Source organism: Kitasatospora sp. NPDC091257, from assembly GCF_044757675.1.
GTDB classification, from domain to species: Bacteria; Actinomycetota; Actinomycetes; order Streptomycetales; family Streptomycetaceae; genus Kitasatospora; species Kitasatospora lactacystinica.
In genome coordinates, this window is record NZ_JBIVVI010000050.1 from 1 (window position 1) to 16,373 (window position 16,373).

The 16,373-nt window shown below is 71.3% G+C and carries 16 protein-coding genes; 7 read left to right on the top strand and 9 right to left on the bottom strand.

Annotation, left to right across the window (positions count from 1 at the left end; genetic code table 11):
• The 4 genes from ACIQOV_RS04145 to ACIQOV_RS04160 form a co-directional block, all read right to left on the bottom strand.
• A partial coding sequence (locus tag ACIQOV_RS04145; RefSeq protein WP_401044664.1) for a hypothetical protein occupies window positions 1-704 on the bottom strand: 704 nt, incomplete at its 3' end.
• Window positions 704-4,495 (bottom strand): hypothetical protein, encoded by a 3,792-nt coding sequence (locus ACIQOV_RS04150; protein WP_401044666.1) that lies wholly within the window; start codon window positions 4,493-4,495, stop codon window positions 704-706. The genes ACIQOV_RS04150 and ACIQOV_RS04145, both read right to left, overlap by 1 nt.
• Entirely contained in the window at window positions 4,488-4,757 is a 270-nt protein-coding gene (locus tag ACIQOV_RS04155) for a hypothetical protein (RefSeq protein WP_401044668.1), read from the bottom strand. The genes ACIQOV_RS04150 and ACIQOV_RS04155 overlap by 8 nt, the downstream gene beginning before the upstream one ends.
• 5 nt (window positions 4,758-4,762) lie before the next feature.
• Complete coding sequence (locus ACIQOV_RS04160; protein ID WP_401044671.1) at window positions 4,763-5,356, bottom strand: hypothetical protein; 594 nt, start codon at window positions 5,354-5,356, stop codon at window positions 4,763-4,765.
• A 347-nt stretch (window positions 5,357-5,703) separates the two neighbouring features.
• Here ACIQOV_RS04160 and ACIQOV_RS04165 point away from each other — a divergent pair, with 347 nt between their 5' ends.
• The 5 genes from ACIQOV_RS04165 (at window position 5,704) to ACIQOV_RS04185 (ending at window position 9,802) form a co-directional block, all read left to right on the top strand.
• The gene (locus tag ACIQOV_RS04165; protein WP_401044674.1) at window positions 5,704-6,477 is read left to right on the top strand and encodes a hypothetical protein; all 774 of its coding nucleotides are present in this window, start codon (window positions 5,704-5,706) and stop codon (window positions 6,475-6,477) included.
• A gap of 496 nt (window positions 6,478-6,973) precedes the next feature.
• On the top strand, window positions 6,974-8,236 hold the full coding sequence (locus tag ACIQOV_RS04170) for a radical SAM protein (protein ID WP_401044676.1): 1,263 nt from the start codon (window positions 6,974-6,976) through the stop codon (window positions 8,234-8,236).
• A gap of 1 nt (window position 8,237) precedes the next feature.
• Entirely contained in the window at window positions 8,238-8,585 is a 348-nt protein-coding gene (locus tag ACIQOV_RS04175) for a freyrasin family ranthipeptide (RefSeq protein WP_401044679.1), read from the top strand.
• 58 nt (window positions 8,586-8,643) lie between these two features.
• Window positions 8,644-9,267, top strand: coding sequence for a GGDEF domain-containing protein (locus ACIQOV_RS04180; protein ID WP_401044682.1), 624 nt, complete (start codon window positions 8,644-8,646; stop codon window positions 9,265-9,267).
• Window positions 9,268-9,334: 67 nt separating this feature from the next.
• Complete coding sequence (locus tag ACIQOV_RS04185; RefSeq protein ID WP_380540973.1) at window positions 9,335-9,802, top strand: hypothetical protein; 468 nt, start codon at window positions 9,335-9,337, stop codon at window positions 9,800-9,802.
• Here the strand turns inward: ACIQOV_RS04185 and ACIQOV_RS04190 are convergent.
• The 5 genes from ACIQOV_RS04190 to ACIQOV_RS04210 all read right to left on the bottom strand — a co-directional run bounded on the left by ACIQOV_RS04190 (window position 9,768) and on the right by ACIQOV_RS04210 (window position 14,159).
• On the bottom strand, window positions 9,768-10,754 hold the full coding sequence (locus ACIQOV_RS04190) for a bile acid:sodium symporter family protein (RefSeq protein WP_401044696.1): 987 nt from the start codon (window positions 10,752-10,754) through the stop codon (window positions 9,768-9,770). The genes ACIQOV_RS04185 and ACIQOV_RS04190 overlap by 35 nt on opposite strands.
• 209 nt (window positions 10,755-10,963) lie before the next feature.
• On the bottom strand, window positions 10,964-11,281 hold the full coding sequence (locus ACIQOV_RS04195) for a hypothetical protein (RefSeq protein ID WP_380351491.1): 318 nt from the start codon (window positions 11,279-11,281) through the stop codon (window positions 10,964-10,966).
• Window positions 11,278-12,165 carry an oxaloacetate decarboxylase gene (locus tag ACIQOV_RS04200; RefSeq protein WP_401044685.1) on the bottom strand — a complete coding sequence of 296 codons (888 nt, stop codon included), beginning with the start codon at window positions 12,163-12,165 and terminating at the stop codon, window positions 11,278-11,280. Before ACIQOV_RS04200 ends, ACIQOV_RS04195 begins: the two co-directional genes overlap by 4 nt.
• Window positions 12,166-12,491: 326 nt before the next feature.
• On the bottom strand, window positions 12,492-13,370 hold the full coding sequence (locus ACIQOV_RS04205) for a class I SAM-dependent methyltransferase (RefSeq protein WP_401044688.1): 879 nt from the start codon (window positions 13,368-13,370) through the stop codon (window positions 12,492-12,494).
• Between the two features lie 198 nt (window positions 13,371-13,568).
• Entirely contained in the window at window positions 13,569-14,159 is a 591-nt protein-coding gene (locus ACIQOV_RS04210; RefSeq protein WP_380540958.1) for a PadR family transcriptional regulator, read from the bottom strand.
• Window positions 14,160-14,365: 206 nt separating this feature from the next.
• Between ACIQOV_RS04210 and ACIQOV_RS04215 the strand changes: the two genes are divergently transcribed.
• Window positions 14,366-15,820, top strand: a complete 1,455-nt coding sequence (locus ACIQOV_RS04215) for an MATE family efflux transporter (RefSeq protein WP_401044691.1) — start codon at window positions 14,366-14,368, stop codon at window positions 15,818-15,820.
• Window positions 15,771-16,298, top strand: coding sequence for a DinB family protein (locus ACIQOV_RS04220; protein WP_401044693.1), 528 nt, complete (start codon window positions 15,771-15,773; stop codon window positions 16,296-16,298). Before ACIQOV_RS04215 ends, ACIQOV_RS04220 begins: the two co-directional genes overlap by 50 nt.
• The last annotated feature ends 75 nt before the right edge of the window (window positions 16,299-16,373 follow it).

Here is a 16,373-nt window from a genome sequence, read left to right on the forward strand (position 1 = left end):
CCCGTGTTGGTCAGCCGCCCGGGGTCGGGCACGAGGCCGCCGCTGCCGGTCAGCTGCCAGGTGGCGGCGTCCACGGTGAGGGTCTGCCCGGCGCCGATCTGCCCGGTGTAGGTGAACGAGTCGCCGCCGGTTCCGTCGGTGGTGTCGGTGACCGTCGGGGCGGTGATCGGCCCGGTGAGCAGGTAGGAGAGCTGCTCCATGGTCGCGGTGGCGTCGGCGAAAGCGGTCAGCGCCAGATCCTGGGGCACGGCCGCGCCCACGGTGCTGGCCTGGATGCTGGTGTCGGCGGACACCCAGTACCCGGCGGGCACGTTGACCTCGAGGCTGATGCGCATGCCGCTCTGGCCCAGCGGTGTCGGAGTGAGTGCGGAAAGCACTTCGCCCTCGCAGCGCCGGACCTGGCCGGCGGCAGTGTGCCGCTCGAAGGTGAGCAGCCGGTGCGGCCTGACGACCGCGCGCAGCAGGTCCTCCCACGCCGCTTCGACGTCCTGCCAGCCGCCGCTGGTGGGGGCCAGCCACAGGGCGAGGGTGAACTTGCCGGGGCCGTGGTGCTTGGGCCTCCACAGCTCCCCGATCTTGTTGGGCACGGTGGCGTTCGCGCCGACGACCGCCGGGGTGCCGGTCAGCCCGGCCCGGTACTCGACGTCGCGCACCAGGCCGTCGGTGAGGTCGTAGCCGTCCACCAGCCATCGCTCGCGGGCCATCAGGCACCCTCCTTGTCGAACAGGCCGAAGCTCGCGAGGGCCCGCAGCCGGTTGTTGACGGTCTCCCCCGGCGTCTCGGGCAGCGGGTTGGTGATGTACTGCACGATCGCGCCGGGCGAGATGACGGTGCCGATGCGCTCGCCCTGGCCGCCGTCGGGGGCGAGCTGGCCGCGGGCGGCGTTGATCGCGCTGACGGCCGTACCGCCGCCGAGGCCGCACACGGCCTGCGGGGTGAGGATGCCTTCGCCGGGGCTGAGGCGGGCCAGGGCGCTGTCCTGGCCGGGCGCGTAGCCGGGCACCACTCCCCCGCCGGCGTAGCCGCGCACGAAGGCGAGCACGCCGTCCACGGCCCGGTTGACCATGCCGCGCAACACGCCGCCCCACGCGGTGTCGGGCATCCAGTTGAACCAGCCCCTCACCGGGTTGAGGGCCTTGCCCAGGGCGCCGGCGGCCCAGCCGCGCATCTTGTCGATCGCGCCGTCGACGAGGCCGCCGAGGAAGAAGCCCTGCACGGGCGCGCCGGCGTCGGCGAGCCGTCCGGCACGGGCGGCGTCGTTGAGGGCGGTGATGCCGCCTTCCCCGCCGAGCTGGCGCACGGCCTGCGGCACGAGTACGCCTTCCCCGGGGGAGAGCATGGCGGGCACGGTGTCGCGGCCGGGCGCATACCCGGGCACGACACCGCCTCGGGCGAACCCGACGGTGAAGCTGGGCAGTTTGCCAAGGCCGAAGCTGTCGGCGATCCAGTTCCAGGCCTTGCGGATCCCGCCGTCGTACACGGTGTTGACGAGGAAGCGGATCGGCGTGGCGAAGATCCCCGACAGCTTGCCCCAGGACCAGGCCGCGAAGGAGACCATGCTGTCGAGGGCGAAGCGCACACCGTCGGCGAGCCCGCTGATCGCCCCGTTGACGACGCTGCGGAACCACTCGGACTTCTGGTACGCGGTGACGAACGCCAGTACGAGGGCGGCGGCGGCAGCGACGATCAGCATGATCGGGTTGGCGGACAGCAGGGTCAGGGCTCCGCGCACGGAGCCGATCGCGTTGGAGACGAACATAATGCCGCCCGCGACGCCGGCGATCGTCAGCAACGCCGAGACGAAGGCGCCCATGCCGGGGATCGACAGCAGCAGCTGCACGGCCGTGGCGACGGCCTGGATGACGAACAGGAACCCCGCCAGGGTGTTGCCGAGGCCGCCGAGTTGGGCAGCGATGCCGACGACCGAGCTGAGCAGCCCGAGAAGCTGCTCCCACAGCTGGCCGTTGCCCAGCGCGCCCGCCAACTGCATGACCGCAGGCAGAACCTCGGTGCGCAGCCGGGCGATCAGTGGCGCGAGTGCCTGGTTGTTGGTGAAGTTGAACCAGGCGATGCCGAGGGCTGCGACCAGCCGCCCGACTTCCTGCAGGACGGGGACGGTGTTGGCGAAGTACCCGGCGAGCTTGGCCTGCGTCTCCCCTTCGCCCGTGAGCTTGCGGAAGGAACTCGCAGCAGCCGATGCCGAGTTGAGGAGCTGCTGCCCGGCCGGGGCGGCGGCCTTCCCGATGTTGAGGACACCGAGGCCGATGTCCCGCAGGATGCCCCACAGCTGGGCGCCGGTGTCCCCGGCGCGCTGGAAGAACGTACCGAGCTGGCCGCCGTCGCGGCGGGCCTGGATGAACGCGGCGGCCAGGGCGAGGCCGCGCTCGGTGCCGCGGGCCAGCCGCTCCAGTAGCGGCGCGGCGGCGGCCGTGATGTTGCGCAGGCCGTCGGCCGCGCTCAGCCCGGCGTTCGCCAGCGAGCCGATGACCCGCGTGTTGGTCGAGGCGACCTGCGCCAGGTCCGCCCGCCACGGCCCGGACGTGGCCATCACCGCGCCGCGCACGGCGGCCCGCCCGAGTACCTGCCCGGTGTCGCCGATCGCGCGGTTGAAGATCGGCAGCAGGCTCAGCCCTCGGCCGACCGCCTTCTCCAGTGGAGGCAGCAGCGCCTCCTGCGCGGTGTCCCGCAGCCCGCGCAGCGCCGGCTGCACCGTGCCGGAGATGAACCGTGCGAAACGCTGCCCGGCCGGGGAGAGCGCGTTGAGCGCCTGCTCGGCGGCGCTGGCGGCCCCGGCGGCGGCGGTCAGCGCCTGGGACTGGTCCCGCACCGCGCGGGCCACGTCCCGCTGGGCGTCCGCTACTTGCTCGGCGGAACGTTTCTGCTGGCGCTCCGCTTCGCGGACGGATTTGTCGAGGTCGTTGTGCGCGTCCTGGACCTCGCGCACCGCCTGGACGCGGGCGCGGGCGGCCTGCTGCTCGGCGTCCTGGACGCCCCGGACCGCGTCCTGCTCGGCCTCCTGGGCGCGGGCGAGCTGCTCCTTGGCGGAGGTGACCTGGTCGCCGCCCTCGACGCCCTGCTGGTTGGCCTTCTTGACGTCCTCGGCGAGCCGCTTGTTGCGGGTGCGGACGTCCTCGAGCTGGTTGACCGCCTCCTGGTAGGAGAGCTGGGCTTCGCGCCGGTCCGTCTCCGACGAGAACGGGGAGACGTTGACCTGGTTGAGCCGGGAGCGGGCCTGCTCCAGCGACAGCAGCGCCTTCTGCTCCTCCAGCGGCCCGCGGGCGGCGTCCCGGGTCAGGTCCTCCAGGGTCCGCTGCGCGGCCTGCCGGGCGTCGTTGAGCGCCTGCTGTGCCTGCGCGGCGGCCTGGTGCGCGCGGGTGACCGTGAGCTCCGCCGCCGCCAGCTGCCGGTCGGCGCCAGCGACCGAGGCCGCCGCCTGCTCCTGGACGTCGGCCAGACGGCGCCGGGACTGCGCGACCTGCTCGGCGCCGCGCAGGGCCTGCTCGTCACTGTCGCGCTGGGCTGCGCCGAGCCGGCGCTGCGCATCCGCCACCCGGTCGGCGGCGGCCTGCCGGGCCTGCGCGGAGGCGGACGACGCCCCGGCGGACTGCTTGTCCGCCTGGCCGAGCGCCTTGACGGCGGCGCCGATGCCGGAGAACGCGGCCAGCAGGGTGCCCGCGCCCTGCACGGCGGCGCCCGCCGCACCGGGAAGAGCGCCGAGCAGCCCGACCGCAGGCGCGGCGGCCGCGCCCATCGCGAACAGCCCGGCGGCGACCTGGGTGAGCGCCTGGCCGAGGGCGAGCGCCCCGGAGGCCATCGCGGGCAACCGGGCCAGACCGGCGACGGTGGAGCCGAGGCCCTGAGCCGCTTGGAGCAGCCCCCCGCCGTCGCCGCCAGCGGAGCCACGGGCGTTGAGCGGGACATCGACCGGCCGGGACGCGGCCGTGCGGAACGCCGCGAGACGGGTGGCCGCGGCGGCGGTGTCGACGTCGACCCGGACGCGCACCGACAGGCCGGCCAGCGCCTCCTTGACGCGGGCGCGCAGCCCGGCCGTCTCGACGTCGAGGTCGACCTTGACCGTGGCGGCGGCGGCCTCGGCGGCGGCCCGAACGCGCTGCCGCAGGTTGCCGGTGTCCAGGCCGACACCGACGCGCACGTATGCGACACGGGCGGTCGCCGCCCGGACCTTCTCCGCGAGGCCGGACGTGTCGGCATCGACCGCCACCTTGATGCGGGCGTGGGCGGCCTGCGTGGCCGCCTGGACGCGCTGACGCAGCCCGGCGGTGTCGATGTCGACAGTGACCTTGATGCGCGCACGGGTGGCCTGCGCGGCGGCTTCGACGCGCTCGCGCAGGCCAGAGGCGTCCGGGTCGAGCCGGATCTTGGCCCGCAGGTTGCGAACGGCCGTGTCGACGCGGGCCTTCGCGTCGGCCGCGAACCCCGTCGAGTCGGCGACGACCTCAACAACGAGGCGGCCGGAGTCGATCTCCTCAGCCACGGTCGGCCGCCTTCCCACTGCGACGCAGCACGGCGACCGCACGGGCCATGCCTTGCCCGTCCCGCTCGCGCTCGCGCTCGCGGCCAGAGCTCAGGTGGGCCGGGCGCGGCAGTTCGACCGGTCGGCGCAGGCGGTGCTCCGCCGCCAGCACCGACAGCAGCTCGACAACCTGGGCCAGCAGCTCCTGTGTCAGCCCCCAACGGTCCGCGCCGACCTCCGCCTCGTCCCGGCGCAGCAGGGCCTCGGCAGGCAGCCCCCGCATCAGGGTCAGGAAGCGTCGGGTGCCGAGGAATCCAGGGTCACCGGGCCGTCGCCAGACACCGCGGGCGTCGAGCTGGTAGTACCGCTGGAAGTCGGCTTCGAGGTCGTCCCACCGCTCGAAGCAGTCACGGACGGCCCGATGAGTTCCCCCAGGCCCCCACCACCCGAGAAGTACTTGGTCCAGGCGTAGCGCACCAGCTCCAGGAGGTCGGCGTGGCTGGGGCGCTGCGCCATCAGCTGCTTGTAGCCGTCATCGCCCAGCAGGCGGCGGCCCATCTCAGCGGCGGCGGCCAGCAGATCGGACGGCAGGCTCGGCTCCGAGCCGAGGACGTCCACGATCAGGCCGGCGGCCTGCGTCTGCTGCTCCCCCTGGGCCTGGGCGGCCTCCACCAGCGAGCGCAGCAGCAGCGGCAGGTACGGGATGCCGATCAGCGGCTCCCACACGGCGAGCGGCAGCTCGGCCGGCAGCATCGCCACGGTGGCGCCGCCGAAGATCAGCGGCTCCTCGCCAACGGTGTACTCGGCCTTGACGGCAAAGGCCTTCTCAGCAGCAGCGGCCAGACGGCGCTCACGGGCGGCGTCCAGGTCGATCCCGACCATGTCGGCTCCTCGGTCTGTCGGCAACAGAACGCCGCAGACCGTAGGAGGCGAAGGCAGTTAGCGTCTCTCTGAGGAGATCTACCGAAGGAGCCCACTGCCTCACTCCGCTGTGGAAAGCTCATGGCAGGCCACGAGCGCGTCGTTCAAGGGGGAGCATGGAGCCACCACCGGCCAGGGTCAGGCTGCCGATCACGGCGTGGGTTCACCAGCGGATGCGGGCGCGTTCAGATCTCGCCGCGTCCCAGAGACTCCTCTTCGCGTCAGCCGCGTTGTCAGTGCTTGGGCTCAACAGGCCTCGGCTCCAGCAGGTCCACAGGAATGTCTCTGACTATGAACGCGGCACCCTCATGGTATTCGCTGCGACGGTTTCCCCAGCAGTATTTCTCTTCATTCCGAAAATCGGAAGGCCACTCGCCCTCGATATGCTGAGACTAGGGCAGCTCGTGGCGGCCACGGTCGGAATTGCCGAGAAAAGAGACCCTGACTTTGCGGCCCGCACGTTGGAATTCACCAATCCCTGGGGAAAATTTCTCGCAGTCGCCGTAGCCGCCGCCGTCGTTTATCGATTCGTCGCCAACCTCCCCGGGCCATTCGGAGGCTTTCGCCGCAACCGTGTACCCGCGCGATGCGTGATGGCCATCGCCGCATGCGGCTACGACGCAGGCATGGAAGTCAGGGCACCCGATGGAACCGTCATCACCCCCGAGCCGGATGCTTCGCTGGCGACGCCTAGGGGGAATCCGATGGACGTCTCGTACTCGGTACGAGCTACGGCGAGGTCACTCCTTCGCATGCACCGGCATCGCAGCGATCTGTCTCGCGGACGCCGCCGACAGATGAAAATTCACTGCGCCCGAGTCGCAGCCACCCTCTATCAGGCGGAACTGAAAATCGATGTCGCCCCGGAGGAAGGCCGCCGCGAGCTGGCAGAGATGCTTGCTGAAGTAGCTGAAAATTTTGCCGCGAAGCGCTTCTCCGCCCTCTATCCCGACGAGAAGCTTCTGCCGAAGCCCGCCCACGACTGGGATCGACTGCGCTCAATCGGCTGCGCTGCGGCCGGTGTCCTACTGCTCTGGTGGCTCCCGGCCACCGCCCTCAGCACCCCCGTCGAAGCGGACTGAGGACGGCGGCCGGCCACCTGCTCGGGCTGTCCTGTCCGCGGGGCCGATGTGCTCGATGATCCGCCGGCTGCCGACCAGGCACCCCGAACAGAGGCGCGCGAGCTGCCGCAGCGTCAGGCCGGTGCGCCCGTACACCGCGACCGGCAGGACCCGGCCCTCCAAGCGGGAGGAGGCCGGCACGGTCCGCCGCCCTGGCCGACCGTGGAACCTCCCGGAGCCGGATCGAGCCGTTGGCGCGGGCCGATCCCGTTCGTGGGCCGCGATGGGTGGCCGTGGGCGGACCTACCCGCGCCCGGTTGAGGCGATTGCGTGGAAGTGCCACCCTCGACTGAAATATGTCGACACGGCGGTTGATCAGAACGGCCTAACCGGGTTGCGGAAACCTTTTCGCCACCTAAGCTCGGTGCTGTCGTACAGCGTGTACGTCCAAGCTCGTCAGCATAAAGGGGCAGTGCTCCTTGAGAGATTGTCGCGGCGCCCAAGTGAGGAAATTCGAATGACCGAGACTGCGTCCCGAGTGTGGAGTGGCATCGATGTTCCTTTGGGATTCAGTCGACCGAGTCTCACCGGGCTTTCCCTGCAAATCACCGACGCGTGCAACCTGGCCTGCTCGTACTGTTATTTCTACAAGAAAGATCCCGTCGCGCTGACACCCGAGATCATCGACCGCTCGCTGGATCTCCTGGACCATGAGAGCGGCGAATCCAGTACGGACTGGCACGTGAATCTCTTCGGTGGCGAACCCACCCTTCGGCCTGACCTGATCCGCTACATCTGCTCGAATGCGCGGACCCGCGCCGAATCCCGCGGCAAGAATGTCAGCTTCTCGATGACGACGAACGGGACCAGGTTCGGCCAGCGTCTTCTGGATCTCACCACCGAGTTCGGCATCAGCACCATGCTGAGCCTGGACGGAAACCAGAAGGCCCACGACAAGTTCAGGCAGTACCAGGACGGCCGCGGCTCGTTCGACCAGATCGTCGCTCACCTCGACTGGCTGAAGGCCGCACCTCACTTCAAGGTGCGTCTGACGATCTCGCCGCTCACCGTCGAGTTCCTGGCCGAAAGCCTGGAAGACCTCGTCGAGCTCGGGATCACGAACATCGCCACCAGCCAGGTCGTCGAGCAGAAGTGGACACAGGAGCATCTCGCCACCTTCGCCGAGCAGTGGCAGCGAGTGGGTGCGCTGTACATCCGTGAGCAGCTCAAGGGCAACGCACTGGCGATCAAGGGGCTGAAAGGCCGGGAAACGCAGGAACCGCTGGAGGTGTGCAAGGCGCCTTCACAGTACGGCTGCGGTGCTGCCACCACATTCGTCTTCGTGAACTGCTTCGGCGATCTCTACCCCTGCCACCGCTATCCTGGCTACTTCGACAAGTCCCCCCATGTGCGACTCGGTTCCGTCTTCACCGGGATCGACGAGGTGAAGCGTCTTCACTACGTGATGGCGAACCTCGCTTCCTCGAAGAAGGGGTGTCATTCGTTCGTCAGCTCGAAACAGAGCAAGGGGGCTTGTGGTGGCTGTGCGATCCAGGGTGCATGTGGCGGCTCCTGCATGGCGGTCAACGAATACGTGACGGGCGACCCTACGCAGCCGCCATCGGTACCGGGAGCGATCGAGCAGATCAAGTTGTCGGTCCTGCAGCAGGTCCACGAGTACCTCGCGGAGGTACCCACGCAGAGTGGCCCACCCCCTCGCCACGCCGGTGCAGGTGCCGAGTTCCCAGATGGTGCAGAATCCGAGAGAAAGGAAGCGTGACATGTCAGGGAAGAACCAGGAAGGTTCGGCTCCGGAGAGGCGGAGACTCCTCAAAAAGGCCAACTTCAGTGACGAAGTTGAAAGGCGCGGCACAACGGAGGTCCGGAACGAGCTCGGAGTGCCCGATCTCGACCAGGTCTTGAAGGACCTCCAGCAGAGGTACGGGATCCGCATCGGGCTGTCGCCAAACCTGATCGATCGGCTGGAGGCGATCAAGGCCAGATCCGCGAATGATCCCATTCTCAGAAGCGGGTGCTACACCCAGGACGTCTGTGTCTTCTGTGACACCGGAGACCTCTGCGTCACATGCGACATGATGGACTGGTGCATCTCGGTCGATGTCCATTGAGCATCGGTCCACCGAACTCGTGGGAGTTCGCGCGCGGATCGGTTATGGAGGGCACAGCATGAGCCACGAGCGTGACCTCATCACCGCTGTACCGAGCCGCGCGGGGCTGCATGCGGCCTTCTCCCTGGGCCACTTGATCGACCCCGATCGCCCGTTGAGCATGCTGTTCGCCGACCTCGATCGCTTCGGTGAGGTCAATCGCCGCCACGGCCGCGCGGTCGGCGACCAGGTGATCGCCGCCGTCGGCGCCAGCCTGAATTGCGCCCTGCGCCGGGAAGACGTCGCGTTCAGGCTCAGCGCAGACGAATTCGTCATCGCCACGCATCGGGACTGCGCTGAGGCCGAGGCCTTGGCGCGACGGTTGATCAAGGCCCTGGCCGAGCCATTCGAACCGGCCGGTGGCGACCGCGTCGTGATCTCGGTCAGCATCGGTACCGTCCACGTCGATCGCGTGCCGTCCGAATCAGCGATGGAAGACTTGATCTATACCGCCGGAACGGCCATGTACGCCGCCAAGGAGCGGGCGCCCGGCGGGCTCTACCATCGTCCCCACACCAGCTCGGCATCGAGCAGGCCTTGCAGTCTCGCCACCTCGCCTCTGCCGAAGGTCTGGCGGCCGGCATTCGCGACATGCATGCCCCTCCCGGCCACCGCCCTCAGCACCCCCGTCGAAGCGGAATGAAGGCTGGTCACCCGGCGCCGACCTGCTAGGGTCGCGCCCCTGCGCGAACGACAGCGAGGGGGCGGACGTGACGGTGACGGCGGACACGACGGACGACGTGGAGGCCCTCAAGCACCTGCACGACGGCGGCGACTACCGGCGGCTCGCAGAACGGACCTCGAACCCCGAGGTCCTGCGCCAACTGGCGATCGGAGAGTACCCGTTCGTCTGGCACGCGATCGCCCGCAACCCGGCCGCCCCCACCGACCTGCTGGCCGCACTGGCCGGGCGCCGGCAGCTGGTGTGGAACGACAACCGTCTCCTTGAGCTGCTCGCGGCCCACCCCGCCCTCATGGGCGAGGCCTTGGAGGGGCTGGTCGATCTCGTGGGCGACCGCCTGCGGGAGGGCGACCGGCCGTACGCGGCCGTCCTGGAGCTGGCCGGCAGGCCGGAGCTGCCGGCCGAACGGCTGCACCGGCTCGGCCGCCTCCCGGGGGCCTCGGCCAGGCTGCGCCGGGGGATCAGCCGGGTGCTGGCGGAGCGTCCGGACCGGTGAGCGCGGCCGGGACCGGGCCGGGCGCGGCGGCGGTGGGAGCCCGTGACCAGCGTCCGGCGAGTACGGTGCCGACGATCAGCTGGAGCTGGTGGTAGAGCATCAACGGCAGCACCAGCAGGCCGGCTTGCGCGCCGAACAGGATGGTGGCCATCGGCAGGCCGTTGGCCAGGCTCTTCTGCGAACCGCAGAGCACCGCCGCGATGGTGGCCGACCGGTCGAGCCCCAGCAGCCGCGCGCCGAGCCCGGTGGCCGCGAGGGCGGCGGCGAGCAGGGCGAGCAGCACCGCGAGCAGCCCGAGCAGCGCGAGGGGGGTGGCCAGGCCCCAGATGCCCTGGGACACCGCCGCGCTGAACGCCGTGTAGACGACCATCAGGATCGAGCCGCGATCCACCGGGGTGAGCACCCGTTTGTGCCGGGACAGCGGACCGCCGAGCCACGGCCGCAGCAGCTGCCCGAGCAGGAACGGTGCGAGCAGCTGCAGCCCGATCCGCAGCAGTCCGTCGGCGGACAGTGCGGTGTGCGATCCCAGCAGCCAGGCCGCCAGTAGGGGTGTGAGCACCAACCCTGCCAGGCTGGAGTAGGTGCCCGCGCAGATCGCCGCCGGCACGTTGCCCCCGGCGGCGCCGGTGAGCGCCACCGAGGACTGCACCGTGGAGGGCGCCAGACAGAGGAACAGCACCCCGGTGTGCAACTGCCCGGTCAGTGGGACGGGCGTGAGCAGTGCGGTGGCCACGCCGAGCAGGGGGAAGAGGACGAAGGTGGCGGCCAGTACCAGCCCGTGCAGCCGCAGGTGCCGCAGCCCGGCCAGCGTCTCACGGGTGGAGAGCCTGGCACCGTAGAGGAAGAACAGCAGCGCCACCGCGAGGTCGCAGGCCACCCCGGCGAATCGCGCCGAGGTGCCGGAGGCCGGGAACAGCGCGGCCAGTCCGACGGTGCCGGCCAGCGCCGCCATGTAGGGGTCCAGCCAGCGCGGCAGCAGCCTGCGGGAGCGGGGCCCGTGGGCGCGTTGCGGCTGGGTCCGTTCCTCGGGCGCCTGGTCCAGGGGCCCCCGTGCCGCGCGCCCCGGTGCGTGCCCCGATGTCGGGTGCCCCTGCGCCGCGTGCCCCCTGGCCGTGCGCGCCCAGAGCCCTGGTGGCTGCTCCGGGCGCGCCGGACGGTCGGTCACGGGCCGCCTTCCGCCATCGGGCGGACCGAGGGCCTGGAGGAGGAACCGGGCCCGAGCAGTCCGCCGACCAGCGAGCCGGCGCCGTCGTGGTCGCTGCCCGCCGAGCCGCTGCCGTTCTGGAGGTTGGCCGTCCGGTCGATCTCCAGCCAGGAGTCGGCGTTCGAGTTGTCCACGACCGTGATCAGCCCGCCGCCGGCCGCCGCGGGCGACGCGGCTCCCGCGAGCAGGGCGCAGGCTCCGGCCAGCCCCAGCGCGGTGGCCCGCAGGGCGGCGGCCGGCGAGGGCGGGGCGGCCCCGCGCAGCCCGGTCCTCATGCCGTCACCGCCATCAGCCCGCTGGAGCGCGAGATGTTCCGCTCCAGCAGCTCGGTGGACTCCCGTACGCCGACCTGCTCGCGCCCCCCGGCCGGGGCCGGCAGCCGCCCGTCGGCGCTCTTCAGCCCGGCCAGCGCCTCGTCGATCGCCCGGTGCGCGGCGAACAGGCACGGCGTGCTGTAGATGGCCACGTCCACCCCCAGCTCCGACAGCTCCGAGAGCGACAGCCGGGGCGACTTCCCGCCGGCGATCTGGTTGAACAGCAGGGGCTTGTCGCCGACCGCCCGGCGGATCCGGCGGATCCACTCCTCGCTGCGCACACCGTCCACCAGCACCACGTCGGCGTCGGTGGCGGCGAGCGCCCGGGCCCGGCGCAGGATGTCGTCCTCCTCGGTGGCGTCGGTGCGGGCGACCACCACCAGGTCCGTCCGGTTGGCGAGGACGAGCTCCAGCTTCTCCAGGTACTCCTCCAGCGGCAGCACCAGCTTGCCGTCCGCGTGCCCGCAGCGGCGCGGCCGCTTCTGGTCCTCCAGGATCACGCCCGACGCGCCGATCCGTTCGAGCCTGCGCACGACGTGGCAGGCCACCTCCGGATCGACGTACCCGTCGTCGATGTCGACCAGCAGGTGGTGCCGGGGGAAGGCCCCGCGCAGCCGCTCGACGAATCCCACCATGTCGGGCCAGGCGATGAAACCGATGTCGGGCAGCCCGTAGTAGGAGGCCGCGAAGCCGAAGCCGGAGACGAACATGCCGTCGTAGTGCTCGGCCGCGATGGAGGCCGAGTACATGTCGTGGACGCCGATCAGGGGCGTCGTCCCCGGGCCCGCGATCTCCGCGCGAAGCCGCTGCCCGGGGCTGTCCGATGCCGTGTTTCCGTCGTACAAGGCCTACTCCTTGCTAGGGATGACTTTGCCTGAACTTGGTGTTCATCAGACCGAACTGAGGTGTCATCACTATGCGCCCTTTAATGTTCCGTGGGCAAATCTTTAAGGGAGGTTCCCTCGTTAGAGTGAATGCAGGCGGACAATAGGAAAGCCTACGAATGTGCTGATCCGACAAATGAGCTGGCGTGTCGGCACGATGGAGGACGGCCGGGGTGACGTCACGGCCGTCGAGAAGGCGGAGAAGGCGGAGAAAGCGGAGACCTGGAAAGCGTGGAAAGCAGCCGGGCCCGCCCGGTGGGGGCGGGCCCCGGTGAGGGGTCGGGTGCTCAGGCGCTCGGGACCGGAGGGACGGCGCGGCGTTCGCGCAGCGTCCGGAGCATCCGGCGGGTGGCCCTGGTCGCGACCGGGGGCAGGAGTTCGAGGGCGAGCCGGCGCGGCGTGGAGCGCTGGACCGGGGCCTTGACCTGGTAGTTGAGGCGCAGCACCTTGGCGTCGGCGATGGTGTCCTCGTCGACGGTGTATCCCTCGGCCCACCAGTCGCGCTCCTTCAGGACCGCCTGGACGGCCGCCGCGTCTCCCCAGGTGCCGTAGAACTTCATCGGGGTGAGCAGGACCGGCCGCAGTCCGCCGGTGAAGACCGCCTCCCAGACCGCGGCGGAGACGCCCGGAGTGTGCTCGGAGCGGTAGTCGTCCAGGGCGACCACGCCGTTCTCGGCGAGCGCGGCGCGGGCCACGGCGATGTCCCCGGCGACGTGCTCGTAGAGGTGGGAGGCGTCGACGTGGACGAAGCGGCAGCTGTGCGCCCGGACGCGGCCATCGGCCAGCACCGAGGTCGGGGCCTGCACTATCTCGGGCAGTTCGCCGTGGAAGGCGAGGTAATTGGCCTCGAAGGCGCTGCGGGTGAGGGTCCTGCGGTAGGACATGTTCATCTCGGCGGCGTTCTCGGCGTCGCCCGCCTCGGAGTCGAACAGGTCGCAGACCGTCAGTCGCTCGCCCGGCCGCAGGTGGTCGCCGAGCAGGACGGCGCTGCGGCCGAGGTAGCTGCCGAGCTCCAGGACGTCGCCGGTGACGCCGGCCGCGCTCTGGGCGGACAGCAGGTGGCTGAAGGCGGCCCGGTCGAGGCTGAAGAACCAGCCGGGAATGTCGTCCCGCTTCAGCGGCGCGGAGTGGACTGCGGCCTCGACCGCGGTCTCGGAATCGGGCACGGCGGCCTCCAGGGGGACGGCGGGGCGCGGTGGCGGATCACGCCCGCGGAGGGGGGACGCCGAGGACGTGAGGCGGATCATCATAGCGACGCCGGGGCCGGGGGGAACCAGGTGTGGAACGGCCTGAATTCGGATTTTCGCTCTGCCGTTCGGCAGCGGCGTGCGCCTTCGGTTTTGCTCTGGATTCGCCTGGTCGGCCTAGCGTTCCGAGGACCGCGGCTCCGTCGGTGAGTCGGGGGCTTCCGACGGCTCCGCCCCGGCCGCCCGATCCAGCTCCGTGACGGTCTCGGACAGCCAGGCCCGCTCGGCCGCCGTGGAGGCCCGGGCGACGAGCAGCATCCCGCGCCGGAAGGGGTTCGGCTCGCGCTCGGCGGTCACCGGCTGCCCCGTCCCGTCGTAGAAGAAGCTGCTCGGAGCGTCCAGGAAGGCCAGCCGGCGGCGGAGCACGGCGGCCTGCCGGGGCGGGTCGGCGAGATGGTGCAGGAACGTGGTGACGGTGAAGAAGCGGATCTGGTCGGTGATCTCGGCCTGCTCCGGGTCGGCCAGTCGGCGCAGCAGTTCGGCCCGCCCCCGCGCCGTCAGCTCCAGCGTCTGCCGCGGTGCGGCGCCGCTGCCCGGTTCGGTGCGGCGGTGCAGCAGTCCGGCCTTCTCCAGCCGGGCGATGGCGGGGTAGAGCGCGCCGTCGCTCACCGGTCGGACATGACCGGTCAGCCCGGTGATCCGGGACTTGAGCTCGTAGCCGTGAAGCGGCTGGTCGTACAGGAAGCCGAGGATCGCGAGCGTCAACACGGCTGGAGCCCTTCGGTCGGAGTGCGCCCTGTGGAGTCGTCATGTTACCTCTTGTCGATGTGCCTCGAAACGATGTATCTCTATTCGAGGCAGGTCGAGAGGGCCGCAGCCGATCGAGGGGAGCCGAGGCGGGCCAGGGCCGCGCCGGGGCGAGCCGGGGCCGCGGTCCGGTCACGCACGAGCACCACAGGGGAAGGGAGAAGGGCATGCGCGGCCAGTTGCGCCGACTCACGGCATTGGCGGTACCCGTCTACGCGGAGTTGCTGTCCGGGGTGATCGCCTCGGTGATCGGGGCCCTCTGGGTGGCCGGTCTCGGCGGGGCCGCGGTCGCCGCCGTCACCCTGGCCGGCACCGTCGAGAACCTGCTGCTCGGCCTGGTCCTGGTGGTCGCCTCCGGCACCAGCGTCAGGCTCTCCCACGCCCTCGGTGCGGGCGACCACGCCGAAGCCGCCCGGACCACCCGCGCGGCCTGGCGGCTCTGTGCCGCCGTCAGTGCGGCGCTCGCCGTCCCCGGCTTCCTGCTGCGCGACCGGCTGGCAGGCGCCTTCCTGGACGGCGAAGCCGCCGAACAGGCCGCCGGTTACCTCGCCGTCGCGTTCCCGGCCTTCGCGCTCTTCGTCGGCCAGCGCGTCGCCGACGAGCTGTTCAAGGGCGCGGGCGACACCCGCACCCCGATGCGGCTCGCCCTGCTCTCCAGCGCGCTGCTGCTCCTCCTCGACCCCCTGCTGATCCTCGGCCCGGGGCCGCTGCCCGCCCTCGGCGTGCCGGGTGCCGCCCTGGCCCTGGTCCTCTCCCGGGCGATCGCCCTCGCCGTCACCCTGCGAGTGCGGCGAGGGCGGCGACTGCGGCAGCCGGTGCGACGCACGGATCCGCAGCCGGGGCAGCACGCGGATCCGCAGCCGGTGAGACGCGAGGAACCGCAGCCGCAGGACCCCGGCGGCACCGGGGGAGCGGGCGCGGCGGCGGTACGGATCCTGCGCGCGGGCGCACCGTTCGGTCTGGACTTCACCGCCCGGATGGCCGTCGGAACCGCCCAACTCGGCCTGGTCGCGGGCTTCGGCGTCGCGGCGGTGGCCGGCTACGGCCTCGGCTACCGCGTCCTGCTCGTCGTCACCATGGCCTTCTACGCGCTGCGCCAGGCCGCCGCGATCGAGGCGGCACGGCTGACCGGCGCGGGAGAGGGCGCCGCGCTGCACACCCTGCGCCGCGCCACCGGACGCCTCGCCGCGCTGCTCGGTGGGGTGGCGGCGGTGCTTGCCGTCACGCTCGCCGTGCCGCTGACCGCGCTCTTCACCGAGGACCGGGCGGTGGCCGCGCAGTCCGTCGGCTTCCTGCGCTCGGCGGCCCTCTACCTGCTGCCGTACGCGCTGGTGGTGGCGGTCGGCGGAGTGCACCAGGCGGCGGGCGCCGGGCGCCCGCTGGTGGTTTCCGTCCTGCTCGGTCTCGGGGCCCAACTCACCGCCTCGGCGGTCTTGTCCGGGCCGCTGGGGGTGTCGGGGGTGTGGCTCGGGCCGGCGGTGGGCGCGGCCGTGCAGCTCGCGCTGCTCGCCGCACTGACAAGGTCGCGGAGTCCGCGCGGGGCCGCAGCGGGCGTGTGCCAGAGTGGGGGCCATGGCACTCACCCCGGACGGGCGGCCGATCCCGCTCCCGCACGCCGATGAACGCGCAATGCTGGAGAGCTGGTTGGACTTCCAGCGGGCCACGCTCGCCCGCAAGGTCGACGGGCTCGACGACCGGCAGGTGCGGCTGGCGTCCGTCCCGCCGTCCACGATGACCCTGCTGGGGCTGGTTCAGCATGTCGCCGAGGTCGAACGCAACTGGTACCAGCGGGTGTTCGCCGGGCAGGACGTCCCGCCGGTGTACGGCGCGGACAACGGTGACGGCTACGGGCTGGACCCGGTGCGCGGGATGGCCGAGGCGCTGGTGGACTGGAGGAGGGAGATCGACCGGGGCCGGGAACTGACCGCGGACCAGCCGCTGGACGCGGCCGGCCCGCTCTCCCCGCAGGCCGCCGCGGTGATCGGCGCGGACAGCGTCTCGCTGCGCTGGATCCTGGTGCACCTGATCGAGGAGTACGCCCGCCACAACGGCCACGCCGACCTGCTCCGGGAGTGCGTCGACGGCGTCACCGGGGTCTGAACCCAACCGGGGTCTGAACCGAACCGGGGGTCTGAACCGGACCGGGGTGTGACGGCAAGGGCGTTGCTCACCGCC

Bases quoted from the DNA above. Each gene is read 5' to 3' on its own strand.
- ACIQOV_RS04155 (WP_401044668.1), bottom strand. From the start codon at position 4,757: ATGCGGGGGCTGCCTGCCGAGGCCCTGCTGCGCCGGGACGAGGCGGAG.
- ACIQOV_RS04160 (WP_401044671.1), bottom strand. From the start codon at position 5,356: ATGGTCGGGATCGACCTGGACGCCGCCCGTGAGCGCCGTCTGGCCGCT.
- ACIQOV_RS04165 (WP_401044674.1), top strand. From the start codon at position 5,704: ATGGTATTCGCTGCGACGGTTTCCCCAGCAGTATTTCTCTTCATTCCG.
- ACIQOV_RS04170 (WP_401044676.1), top strand. From the start codon at position 6,974: ATGACCGAGACTGCGTCCCGAGTGTGGAGTGGCATCGATGTTCCTTTG.
- ACIQOV_RS04175 (WP_401044679.1), top strand. From the start codon at position 8,238: ATGTCAGGGAAGAACCAGGAAGGTTCGGCTCCGGAGAGGCGGAGACTC.
- ACIQOV_RS04180 (WP_401044682.1), top strand. From the start codon at position 8,644: ATGAGCCACGAGCGTGACCTCATCACCGCTGTACCGAGCCGCGCGGGG.
- ACIQOV_RS04190 (WP_401044696.1), bottom strand. From the start codon at position 10,754: ATGGCGGCGCTGGCCGGCACCGTCGGACTGGCCGCGCTGTTCCCGGCC.
- ACIQOV_RS04195 (WP_380351491.1), bottom strand. From the start codon at position 11,281: ATGAGGACCGGGCTGCGCGGGGCCGCCCCGCCCTCGCCGGCCGCCGCC.
- ACIQOV_RS04215 (WP_401044691.1), top strand. From the start codon at position 14,366: ATGCGCGGCCAGTTGCGCCGACTCACGGCATTGGCGGTACCCGTCTAC.
- ACIQOV_RS04220 (WP_401044693.1), top strand. From the start codon at position 15,771: ATGGCACTCACCCCGGACGGGCGGCCGATCCCGCTCCCGCACGCCGAT.